At 48.6% G+C, this 11,849-nt stretch carries 11 protein-coding genes and 3 tRNA genes; 8 read left to right on the forward strand and 6 right to left on the reverse strand.

Going from position 1 to position 11,849, the window contains the following annotated elements:
- Positions 1–90 precede the first annotated feature (90 nt).
- On the forward strand, positions 91–471 hold the full coding sequence (locus tag DK430_RS04475; RefSeq protein WP_109077914.1) for a PRD domain-containing protein: 381 nt from the start codon (positions 91–93) through the stop codon (positions 469–471).
- A 70-nt stretch (positions 472–541) separates the two neighbouring features.
- On the opposite strand, the gene DK430_RS04480 is transcribed toward DK430_RS04475, so the two are convergent.
- The 6 genes from DK430_RS04480 to DK430_RS04505 form a co-directional block, all read right to left on the reverse strand.
- Positions 542–618 (reverse strand) — tRNA-Arg (locus DK430_RS04480).
- Positions 619–672: 54 nt separating this feature from the next.
- Positions 673–749 (reverse strand) — tRNA-Arg (locus DK430_RS04485).
- 17 nt (positions 750–766) lie between these two features.
- A tRNA-Ser gene (locus DK430_RS04490) sits at positions 767–860 on the reverse strand.
- Positions 861–985: 125 nt separating this feature from the next.
- The gene (gene rep, locus DK430_RS04495; protein WP_109077915.1) at positions 986–3,001 is read right to left on the reverse strand and encodes a DNA helicase Rep; all 2,016 of its coding nucleotides are present in this window, start codon (positions 2,999–3,001) and stop codon (positions 986–988) included.
- A 4-nt stretch (positions 3,002–3,005) separates the two neighbouring features.
- Entirely contained in the window at positions 3,006–3,236 is a 231-nt protein-coding gene (locus DK430_RS04500) for a YceK/YidQ family lipoprotein (RefSeq protein ID WP_109078058.1), read from the reverse strand.
- Between the two features lie 106 nt (positions 3,237–3,342).
- The gene (locus DK430_RS04505; RefSeq protein WP_109077916.1) at positions 3,343–3,903 is read right to left on the reverse strand and encodes an outer membrane protein; all 561 of its coding nucleotides are present in this window, start codon (positions 3,901–3,903) and stop codon (positions 3,343–3,345) included.
- Between the two features lie 215 nt (positions 3,904–4,118).
- Here DK430_RS04505 and polA point away from each other — a divergent pair, with 215 nt between their 5' ends.
- The 7 genes from polA (at position 4,119) to DK430_RS04540 (ending at position 11,835) form a co-directional block, all read left to right on the forward strand.
- Positions 4,119–6,920 carry a DNA polymerase I gene (gene polA / locus DK430_RS04510; RefSeq protein WP_109078059.1) on the forward strand — a complete coding sequence of 934 codons (2,802 nt, stop codon included), beginning with the start codon at positions 4,119–4,121 and terminating at the stop codon, positions 6,918–6,920.
- 39 nt (positions 6,921–6,959) lie between these two features.
- Positions 6,960–7,649: a hypothetical protein gene (locus DK430_RS04515; RefSeq protein WP_109077917.1), complete on the forward strand. Its 690-nt coding sequence runs from the start codon at positions 6,960–6,962 to the stop codon at positions 7,647–7,649.
- 49 nt (positions 7,650–7,698) lie between these two features.
- On the forward strand, positions 7,699–8,016 hold the full coding sequence (locus DK430_RS04520; protein WP_109077918.1) for a cupin domain-containing protein: 318 nt from the start codon (positions 7,699–7,701) through the stop codon (positions 8,014–8,016).
- A gap of 88 nt (positions 8,017–8,104) precedes the next feature.
- Complete coding sequence (locus DK430_RS04525) at positions 8,105–9,427, forward strand: L-cysteine desulfidase family protein (protein WP_109077919.1); 1,323 nt, start codon at positions 8,105–8,107, stop codon at positions 9,425–9,427.
- Positions 9,428–9,464: 37 nt separating this feature from the next.
- Entirely contained in the window at positions 9,465–10,364 is a 900-nt protein-coding gene (locus tag DK430_RS04530) for a DUF3298 domain-containing protein (protein ID WP_109077920.1), read from the forward strand.
- A gap of 186 nt (positions 10,365–10,550) precedes the next feature.
- Positions 10,551–11,591, forward strand: coding sequence for a YeeE/YedE family protein (locus tag DK430_RS04535; protein ID WP_109077921.1), 1,041 nt, complete (start codon positions 10,551–10,553; stop codon positions 11,589–11,591).
- A 22-nt stretch (positions 11,592–11,613) separates the two neighbouring features.
- Positions 11,614–11,835, forward strand: a complete 222-nt coding sequence (locus tag DK430_RS04540; RefSeq protein ID WP_109077922.1) for a sulfurtransferase TusA family protein — start codon at positions 11,614–11,616, stop codon at positions 11,833–11,835.
- Positions 11,836–11,849 lie beyond the last annotated feature (14 nt).

An 11,849-nucleotide genomic window follows, 5' to 3' on the forward strand; every position in this document is an offset into this window, starting at 1 on the left:
TGGCTATTGTGCAACAAATTTGTGATCCGTGCATCGTTTAATTTCAGCGGATGCGGTTATACTTAGCTAATTTGATGTGAGAGCAGGTAAATGGATATTCAACAACGGCTGTGGGTTTTTCAAACGCGGGAGTTCATTGATGATCATATTGTCGAAACCGTGTTGAACATACGCCGGCATTTGCAGCAGCGGTGGCAGGTGGATGTGGAAACCGAGCAGGTAAAAATGATGCTGGTACACATTGCCAGCGCGTTGGGACGAATTCAGCGCGGGCATTGCGCTTCGCCGTTGTATGCGGAATTTTTGTTGGAAATCAAAAGTGCGGTCATTTTTCCGCAAGTTTTGCAAATTCATCAAAAGGTGCTGGAATTAATCCCGTTGGATATTCCGGAAGAAGAACAGACCTATTTCTTAGCGAATGTTTACGGTTTGGTGCTAGATCAGCCGCAAGTGTTGGAACGGGTGAGCTAAAAAACGCATAGAAAAACGACCGCACTTTTTGCGTCTGAAGAAGAAAGTTGGAAAGTATTAAAAAGTGAAATGGCGCACCCGAAAGGATTCGAACCTTTGACCGCTCGGTTCGTAGCCGAGTACTCTATCCAGCTGAGCTACGGGTGCGTAGTGAATGTTTAATTCGCTCAAACCATTTTAAACAATAGAGTCGATTTAAAATGGCGCACCCGAGAGGATTCGAACCTCTGACCGCTCGGTTCGTAGCCGAGTACTCTATCCAGCTGAGCTACGGGTGCGAGACAAATTAAACAAATGGCGGTGAGAGAGGGATTCGAACCCTCGATGGAGTTTTTGACCCCATACTCCCTTAGCAGGGGAGCGCCTTCAGCCTGCTCGGCCATCTCACCACAATCGGTTTGTGGGCGGTATGATACGGGTTTATGACAATAAGTCAAATTATTTTTTCCGAAAACTGCCTGAAATCAAGTTGGTTGGCTGATTTCTGGACAACTTCCGACACGCATTTTCGCCCTTATTTTCCGCGTAAAATCGCCCGTAAATTGGCAATGTGGCTTTGCGTTTTTGCCTGTTGCTGCTCCGCGCTTAACGGCGGTTTATCCCGCTCCCATTGCAAATCATTTTCCGGCAATTCCAACAGAAAGCGGCTGGGTTCCGGACGAATTAATTCGCCGAATTGACGCCGTTCCTTACACAACGAAAACCACAGATTCTGTTGCGCACGGGTGATGCCCACATAAGCCAAACGGCGTTCTTCCTCCACGTTGTCTTCGTCAATGCTGGTTTGATGCGGCAAAATGCCTTCTTCCATGCCGATTAAAAACACATGGGGAAATTCCAGCCCTTTGGAGGCGTGCAACGTCATTAACTGCACTTGATCGCTGTCGTCTTCCTCTTCGCCGCGTTCCAACATATCCCGCAAGGTTAAGCGGGTGACGATTTGGTTCAGGTTCATCGGTTCGTTAAATTCGTCGCCTTTCAGCATACCGGCGACCCAATCGAACAACGTCGCCACGTTTTTACTTTGCATTTCCGCCGCTTTCGGGCTGGTGGCGTATTCGTACAAATATTCTTCATAATGTAACGCTGACAGCATAGAACGCACCGCCCGCTCCGGCTCGGCACGCTGAATTTCGTCGTTCAGTTCCACAATCCAACGGGCGAATTTCTGCAACGCGTCGTAGGCTTTCGGCGTGATCCGTTGAATCAGTTCAAAATCAAAAATCGCTTCAAACAAACTGACGTGTTTTTCCTGCGCCAGCGAACCCAACTTTTCCAGCGTCGCCGTGCCGATTTCCCGCTTCGGCGTGTTCACAATGCGTAAAAACGCCGCGTCATCGTCCTGATTCACCACCAAACGCAAATATGCCATCATGTCCTTAATTTCCGCGCGGGAGAAGAACGATGTGCCGCCGGAAATTTTGTACGGAATGCGGTTTTGCATCAGGATTTTTTCCAGCAGGCGCGATTGATGGTTGCCGCGATACAAAATCGCATAATCGCGATAATGGGTTTTGGCGATAAAACGGTGGGCAATCAGTTCGCCCACCACGCGCTCCGCTTCGTGTTCCTCGTTTTTCGCTTCGATAATTTGTAGCTTTTCTCCTTCGCCCAAATTGGAAAACAGTTTTTTATCGAAAACGTGTTCGTTGTTATCAATGAGAATATTGGCGCAATGCAAAATCCGCTGGCTGGAACGGTAGTTTTGTTCCAGTTTAATCACCTGTAACGCCGGGAAATCGTCGCGTAGTCGCACCATATTCTGCGGGCGCGCGCCACGCCAAGAGTAAATGGATTGATCGTCGTCACCCACCACCGTAAAACGTGCACGGCTGCCCACCAACAGCTTAATCAGCTCATATTGGCTGGTATTGGTGTCCTGATATTCGTCCACCAACAGATAACGAATTTTCTCCTGCCATTTTGACCGCACTTCGGCGTTCTGTTTAAACAGCAGGGTCGGCAGCATGATCAAATCGTCAAAATCCAAGGCGTTGTAAGCACGCAGTTGCTTGTTGTAGCGATCATAACAATGAGCGAAGGTTTGTTCCTGATTATCGTGCGCCAACGCCATTGCCTGTTGCGGGCTGCGTAAGTCGTTCTTCCAGTTGGAAATGCGGTTAATCAGCGTGCGCAGTAGTTCTTTGTCTTCCTGCAATAGGTCGGCGGTGAGTTCTTTTAACAACGCCATTTGATCATGTTCGTCAAACAGCGTCATATTGGATTTAAAGCCTAAGTGTTTGTATTCACGCTTAATAATGTCAAAACCGAGGGTGTGGAAGGTGGACACAATCAGACCTTTGGATTGTTCCTTGCCGATGGATTGTGCCACGCGCTCTTTCATTTCGCGGGCGGCTTTGTTGGTGAAGGTGACGGCGGCGATTTGCTTCGGGAAATAACCGCACTTATCGATTAAATGGGCGATTTTGTTAATAATCACGCGGGTTTTGCCGGAACCGGCGCCCGCCAAAACCAGGCAGGGACCGGAGACATATTCCACGGCTTGTTGTTGTTGCGGATTGAGTTTCATATGATTATTCGCTTTGCGACCAGGCATAAGGCAACAGCGCGGTATCCAGCAGGAACGACAGCGGCAAATCCAAAATCGGCAAGCCCCAGCGTTTTGCCATCTCGAAGTCGTACTTGGTGCCGGCATAGGCGCTGTAAGGTTCTGTCGGATCGATCAGTTTTACCACCGTGCCGCAACCGCCAAGCGTAAAAAGTGCGGTCGAAAATAAAAGTGTTTTTAGGGGTTGTAAGTTCATAAGCGGGCGGATTTTACACCAAATCGGCGCAAAGCAGGAGAAGGGCGCATAAAAATATTGCGCCGCAGGTTGCCCGGCAGCGCAATGGTATGGCAATGAATTCAGCTTAGAAACGATAAGTGGCGTTTGTGCTGAACGTGTTGCCTCTGATTTTCGCACCTTCAAATTTGTCGTGGGTTCTTAAATATTCCACTCCCAATTCAAAGTTTGGTGTTAAAGCGGCTTTCACACCGGCACCGAAACCGATACCGTTTTTGGTGTCGCTGTGTGTTGAGGAATAGCCACCGTCTCTCCATTCACTTTTGAATTTGGTGGTTTGCAAGCCTACTTTTGCGTAAGGAAGAATGTTTGGTGTCACACGATAACCTTGTAAGTAACTCACGCCTAAACGTGCTTTTTCGGTGAGTTTGTAGTGGTAACCCGGACCGTTGTCATCATGTAAAGTAGATTTGTTTAATTTCAATTTACCTTCGATGATACCCACGAAGTTGTTACCGTAGTCGATACCATAGTCAGCGATTAAATCAACGTTGGAAGTGCGTTTTGCATCTTTGTACTTTGTCGTACCTACACCCACACCCACACCAAAGCCGGTAAAATCAGATGCCACCGCGGAGGTTGACACAAGAACAGCTGCGCTAAGCGCTAAAAGAGTTAATTTTTTCATAAAAGTCCTCTGTTAGATTTAATTAAAATCGGCTTGAGTATAGGCACTTTAGCTAGACGGATCAAGATCTTTCGTTGTTTTTGCGGATCCTGAACCTTAAAGTGCGGTGGTTTTTCCCTGTAATTTTAACCGCTTATCCGCACCGCATTTTTTATGCGTCACCCCCTGATTTTCGCTATAATGCGGCAATGATTTATCAACCTTACGAGATGATTATGGCAACGATTGCACCCAACCCGCTTGTCCTGGTGGACGGCTCTTCTTATTTATATCGCGCGTTTCACGCCTTTCCGCCGCTGACCAATTCCGCCGGCGAGCCGACAGGCGCCATGTACGGCGTGCTGAATATGCTGAAAAGCCTGATTTCACAAGTGCAGCCGAGCCACATTGCGGTGGTGTTTGATGCCAAAGGCAAAACCTTCCGTGACGAAATGTTTGAGCAATACAAATCCCACCGCCCGCCGATGCCGGACGATTTGCGCAAACAAATTCAGCCCTTGCACGATATGATCTGCGCCCTCGGTATTCCGCTGTTGGTGGTGGAAGGGGTGGAGGCCGATGACGTGATCGGCACGCTGGCGCGCCAAGCTTCGCAAAACGGACAAAAAGTGCTCATCAGCACCGGCGATAAAGACATGGCGCAGCTGGTGGACGACAATATTATGTTGATTAACACCATGAACAACAGCCTGCTGGATCGTGCGGGCGTGATTGAAAAATATGGCATTCCGCCGGAGCTGATCATTGATTATCTGGCGCTCATGGGCGACAGTTCCGACAACATTCCGGGCGTTGCCGGCGTGGGCGAAAAAACCGCGCTGGGGCTGTTGCAGGGCATCGGCAGCATGGCGCAGATTTATGCCAATTTGGAGAAAGTCGCCGAGCTGCCCATTCGCGGCGCGAAAAAATTGGGCGAAAAATTGCTCGCCGAAAAAGCCATGGCGGATTTGTCTTACGCTTTGGCGACCATCAAAACCGACGTGGAACTGGCATTTTCCCTACAAGAACTCACCTTCGGCGACAGCAATAACGACGCGTTGATCGAATATTTCGGGCGTTACGAATTTAAACGTTGGTTGGGTGAAGTGATGAGCGGCACAAGCTCCGTGACGCAGCCTGCCGAACAGTCGGTAAAAATCAACCATTATCAAGCCACGCCCGCCGCAAAAATCAATGAAAGTGCGGTCGAAAATACCGTTAAATTTCACATTGACCGCAGTCGTTACGAAAACATCCTGACCGAAGCGGCGTTGGCGCGCTGGCTGGAAAAACTGAGTGCCGCCAAACTGATCGCCGTGGACACGGAAACCGACGGGCTGGATTATATGTCCGCCAATTTGGTGGGCGTTTCTTTTGCCTTGGAAAATGGCGAAGCGGCATATTTACCTTTCCATTTGGATTATCTCGGCGCGCCAAAAACACTGGAAAAAAGCACCGCTCTTTCTGCCTTGAAGCCGATTCTGGAGAACCCGAGCATCGGCAAAATCGGGCAAAATCTCAAGTTCGATATGACCATTTTCGCCCGTAACGGCATTGATTTGCAGGGCATCGAATTCGACACCATGCTGCTTTCCTACACCTTGGACAGTACCGGACGACACAACATGGACGACTTGGCGAAGCGCTATCTCGGACACCAAACCATTGGTTTTGAAGACATCGCGGGCAAGGGGAAAAATCAGCTGACGTTCAACCAAATCCCGTTGGAACAGGCAGGCGAATATGCGGCGGAAGATGCTGACGTAACCCTAAAATTACAGCAGGTGTTGTGGGAAAAATTACAGCCGCAGGCAAGTTTGGTCGAACTTTATCAATCCATCGAATTGCCGTTGCTCGGCGTGTTGTCGCGCATGGAACGTTGCGGCGTGCTGATTGATTCCGACGCGCTGTTCCTGCAATCCAACGAAATTACCGAAAGATTGACCGCACTTGAAATGCAGGCGCACGCCCTGGCGGGGCAGCCGTTCAATTTGGCGTCCACTAAGCAGTTGCAGGAAATTCTGTTCGACAAACTCGGCTTGCCGGTGTTGCAAAAAACCCCGAAAGGCGCGCCGTCCACCAATGAAGAAGTGCTGGAAGAGCTGGCGTACAGCCACGAATTGCCGAAAGTGCTGGTGGAACATCGCGGTTTGAGCAAGCTGAAATCTACGTACACCGACAAACTGCCGCAAATGATTAACCCGCAAACGGGGCGCGTGCATACCTCTTATCATCAGGCAGTGACGGCGACGGGGCGGCTTTCTTCCAGTGATCCGAACCTGCAAAACATCCCGATTCGTAACGAAGAAGGGCGTCGCATTCGCCAAGCCTTTATCGCGCGCGACGGCTATAAAATCATCGCCGCCGACTATTCCCAAATCGAGCTGCGTATCATGGCGCATTTGTCCAACGATGCGGGCTTAATCAACGCCTTCGCGCAAGGCAAAGACATTCACCGTTCCACCGCCGCCGAAATTTTCGGTTTGCCGTTGGAACAGGTCACAAGCGAACAACGCCGCAACGCCAAAGCCATTAACTTCGGGCTGATTTACGGCATGTCTTCCTTCGGGCTTTCCCGCCAACTCGGTATTTCCCGCGCCGACGCGCAGCGTTACATGGATTTATATTTCCAACGCTACCCGGGCGTGCAAACCTTCATGCACGACATCCGCGAAAAAGCCAAAGCGCAGGGCTATGTGGAAACCCTGTTCGGGCGCCGTTTGTATTTGCCGGAAATCAATTCTTCCAACGCCATGCGTCGCAAAGGCGCGGAGCGGGTGGCGATTAATGCGCCGATGCAAGGCACCGCCGCCGACATTATCAAACGCGCCATGATTAAACTGGACGAAATCACCCGCGACGACCCGGACATTCACATGATCATGCAGGTGCACGATGAATTGGTGTTTGAAGTGCGGTCAGAAAAAATCGCGTTTTTCAGCGACCTCATCAAACAACAGATGGAAGCCGCCGCTGAGCTTGTCGTTCCGTTGATTGTGGATGTGGGCGTGGGCGAAAATTGGGACGAGGCGCATTAAGGCTAAAAAATAAGTATTTAAGTATTAAGGAATCAATTTATGAAAAAAGTTTTGTTCATTTTAGGATTGTTATCACCATTGTTAGTGAATGCCGAAACGGTTACGGTAGGGGATTCGCAAATCGAGTTAACCGGACCTCACGGCATGGTAAAAGTTTCGCCTGAAATGGGGGAGTTTTTTACACTTCTTCAAGCAGCCAATAAGGAATTTCAGCCGATGAATTGGGTTATTGCAAATTATGTTTTTCAGGAGAATCTGGAAAATGATGAAGAGGATATGGGCGAGTGCAGTATTACTATTCCTTATAAACTGGTAAATAAGCCGCCCGTTTCTAGCGATTACTTTAATCAGGTTACAACAGGATTAAAACTTTTTTTAGGGAATTCAAACCACAAGAAAACAGCCTTGTTGGAAAATGTTGTTGAAAGAGAAAAAAAAGCCTATACCGCGTTATCTCTTGAGACACCAAATAATATTGAAAAAGATCTCAATCAGTTGGAAGTATTACAAGAAAATGATCGCTCAAGTATTCTTCTGACGACACTTGTCGAGAAAATAACGAATGCGGATAACAGAGAAGAAGTGAGCATAGAAAAAACCGCTTTGGCGACAATTTATGTGAAGGACAAAATATTGACGTTAAATTGCAGAAGCCCATATTCTAGGAATGATTGGCTTAAATCAACAATAATAAATTGGACAAATGAAATACTGACTAAAAATGAATAAGTAATGGTTTTATTCATTAACGAAATATATTCAAAATATCGGAGAAACCATGACACACAAAATCATTCGTAGCGCAGACTTCACCGCCGCCCGTGCATGGGGCGGTTTGGACATCACCGAAATGAACGGCATCAGCGTACGGTTACATTGGACGGACGAGCCTTACAAATGGCACATCAATGACGGTGAGGAAGTGTTCGCCGTGATGGATGGCGCGGTGGAAATGCACTACAAAGAACACGGCGAAGCCAAAAGCGTTTGGCTTGAAACCGGCGACATTTTCTACGCCGGCATCGGCACCGAACACGTTGCCCACCCGCAGGGCGAAGCGCGGATTCTGGTGATTGAAAAGGCGGGCAGCGTTTAACGCATAAAGATAACAAGTGCGGTCAAAAAACGCAGAGAATTTCAATCGCACTTTATAACAAGAATAACAAGAACTTGAGACCATTTTGATGATTGATAATACCCGATTGGAACAAATTGAAGACGCGTTAATTGCTATCGTAAAATGCGATGTTGTGCCCGCTTTGGGCTGTACGGAGCCGATTTCCCTCGCGCTCGCTTCCGCCACGGCGGCGAAGTTTTTGGGCAAAATGCCGGAACGCATTGAAGGCAAGGTGTCGCCGAATTTAATGAAAAACGGCTTGGGCGTTGCCGTGCCGGGGACGGGCATGGTGGGTTTGCCGATTGCGGCGGCGATTGGCGCCCTCGGCGGTGATCCTGACGCGGGATTGGAAGTGCTGAAAAACATCACGGCGGAACAGGTCGCCTGCGCCAAAAACTTGTTGGCGGAAAAGCGGGTGACGGTGGGCATTCAACAAACCGAGCATATTCTGTATTCCGAAGCCACCTTATTCGCCCGCAATGAACAGGGCGGCGAAGACCGGGTGAAAGTGGCGATTCAGGATCAGCACACCAACATTATTTTGATTGAGAAAAACGGCGAGGTGTTGCACCAAAAAGCCAAAACAGACCAAAGTGCGGTGGATCCTTACGTCGTTTTTCAAACAGTCAAAGCGCGTGAAATTTTTGAGTTTTGTCAGCAGGTGGCGGCGGAAAAAATCCGCTTTATCGAACAGGCGGGCGCGCTCAATCAAGCCTTGTCGCAAGAAGGCTTACGCGCCGATTACGGTTTGCACATCGGGCGCACGTTGCGTAAACAGGTAGGCAGCGGCTTGTTGTCCGATGATTTACTCAGCAAAATCATGATTGAAACCACCGCCGCTTCCGATGCCCGTATGGGCGGCGCGACCCTGCCCGCGATGAGCAATTCCGGCTCCGGCAACCAAGGCATTGCCGCCACCATGCCCGTCGTGGTGGTCGCCGATTATCTTAAGGCAGACGAAGACAAACGCCTGCGCGCCTTGTTTCTGTCGCATTTAATGGCGATTTATATTCACAGCAAACTGCCGAAACTCTCCGCCCTTTGCGCCGTCACAACCGCCTCCATGGGCAGCTGTGCGGGCATCGCTTATCTGCTCACGGGGAAATTTGAAACCGTTAGCATGGGCATTTGCAGCATGATCGGCGACATCAGCGGCATCATCTGCGACGGTGCGGCAAACAGTTGCGCTATGAAAGTCTCCACCAGCGTGGCGTCGGGCTACAAATCCGTGCTCATGGCAATGGACGAAACCCACGTCACCGGCAACGAAGGTATCGTGGAGCACGATCTCGACCGCACCATCGACAACCTCTGCGCCATCGCCAGCAAAAGTATGCAACACATCGACCGGCAGGTGATTGAGATTATGGTGAGTAAGCCTTGTCCGTAATCGTTTAGTTATTTCATTTTCAACAGGAGCCCCAATTATGAAAAAAAATGTCATTTCATCTTTAATTTTAACCGCACTTTTCCTCACCGGCTGTGAAGACAAGGATGGCAAAATTGCCCAGCTGCAGCAAACGCTGACTCAACAGGAACAAACCATTAACCAACTGAATCAGGAAAATACGCAGTTAAAAATCGAACTTGCTACGGGAAAAGCCAAAATTCCGGCTGTCATGGGTGAAAAACAGGTGATTTTCGAGAAAGGTGAAAACGTTAAATTTGCGCAAAAAGATGAATTCGCAGGGGATGAAGGTGTGCTAACTTACAGCATTAGTACCTTTAAAACGAATATTGACTGGCTAAATAAGGCATTGTTACAAGCCATTAGCTTGGGAGACGATGACGACAATATGGGGGACTCGGTTGAGCAACTTCAACAAGTGCTTACCAAACACTTTGAAGCGCATAAAAAAGAGCTCGCCGAGATGCCGGTGAGTGGCATTGATCGTTCTTCTTGGGCGAATTTTATTTCCCAAAGAGGCAAACTGGCGTTGTTTGAAGTGGCTAACTACGCTTTTGATGGGGGCGCTCACGGCTTTGGTTTTTCGCAATATTGGAATTTTGACTTGGCACAACAAAAGGCATTGAAGTTGGAAGATATCTTTGAACAAGCACAATTAGAGAAAGTTAAAGAACAGCTTTGGAAACGTTATCTGGAAGAATTTAAATGGGAAGAAAGCGAGGCGTTTACCAACAAGGCGAACTTTTATGTCAGTACTAATTTTTACCTAACTAATGATGGCATGACTTTTAGCTACGCCCCTTACGCAATAGCCGCTTATGCCGTAGGACAACCGGAATTGTCGCTTACTTGGGGCGAACTGAATAAACTCGTTAAACCTGAATTTAAACAACAGGGATATTATTCCTACAACGAATAGCCTTAGCATCATGGCGTGATGGCGAATTAAGTGCTTAAAAGTGCGGTCGAAAAATACAATGAATTTCGACCGCACTTTTTCTTTTAGAACCAAAAAACATACCTCGTAGCCAAAAGTTATTGGCGTTTTCCGCCTGCTTTTTTGGAGAATATTCCTTCTTATGGTCTTAACTAGAAGGAATGTTTTATGTTATTAACCGGCTTGCTGTGCGGTATTTTGCTCGGCTTCGTCATGCAACGCGGACGGTTTTGCCTTACCGGAGCGTTTCGCGATATGTATGTGACAAAAAATAACAAAATGTTTATTGCGCTGTTATTGGCGATTACCGTGCAATCCATAGGCTTCTTTTTGTTAAAAGAAATCGGCGTGTTGAACGTGGATCCAGCCGAAAATTTTGCTTTTTTGGCGGTGATCATCGGTGCTTTTGTGTTTGGTATCGGTATCGTGTTGGCAGGCGGTTGTGCCACCGGTACCTGGTATCGTGCGGCTGAAGGTTTGGTCGGCAGCTGGGTGGCGTTATTCACGTATATGCTGCTCAGCGCCATGATGCGTACCGGTCCGCTGGGCGAATTTAACCGCACATTGCGCGGGATTAATATCGAACAACGCAATATTTATGACACGTTCGGCATTTCCCCTTGGTGGTTGGTGGCGCTGCTCACTTTGGTGACCGGCTATTATGTGTACCGTCATTTAAGCAAGCCGGCCCCGAAAATGGCGACATTAAAACCGAAGAAAAGCGGGCTGGCGCATATCTTATTTGAAAAACGCTGGCATCCTTTCGTGTCAGCTGTGTTGGTCGGGCTTATCGCTTTATTGGCATGGCCGCTAAGCGTGGCAACAGGGCGCGAATTCGGGTTAGGCATTACCGGTCCTTCCGCCAATATTATGCAATATCTCGTTACAGGTGACGGTAAATTCATCAACTGGGGCGTATTTTTGGTGTTAGGTATTTTCATCGGATCCTTTATCGGTGCGAAGGCAAGCAATGAATTTCGGGTGCGCGTGCCGGATGTGACCACCATTTTACGCAGCGCTCTGGGCGGAATTCTGATGGGCATCGGCGCCACCCTGGCAGGCGGATGTTCTATTGGGAACGGTTTGGTAGAAACCGCTTTTTTCTCGTGGCAGGGCTGGGTTTCATTGCCGTTAATGGTGCTGGGCACTTGGGTCGCCGCGTATTTCACGATTATCCGCCCGCAGCGTTTAAGAGCCGCGCGGGCGTAAATTATGTTATTAGGAGAATAAAATGATTGTTAAATTACCTACCTTGGGTTTGGTTTGCCCGTTTCCGTTAGTGGAGGCAAAAGAAGCTATGGCGAAATTGAATAAAGGCGATGGGCTGGAAATTGAATTTGACTGCACACAGGCCACCGAAGCCATTCCTGCATGGGCGGCGGAAGAGGGTTATGAGGTCACGAATTTCGAGCAGATTGATGATGCCAAGTGGACCATTACCGTAGTGAAATAAGGTAAAAGTGCGGT

It is taken from the genome of Aggregatibacter kilianii, from assembly GCF_003129965.1.
In the GTDB taxonomy this organism is placed as follows: Bacteria; Pseudomonadota; Gammaproteobacteria; order Enterobacterales; family Pasteurellaceae; genus Aggregatibacter; species Aggregatibacter kilianii_A.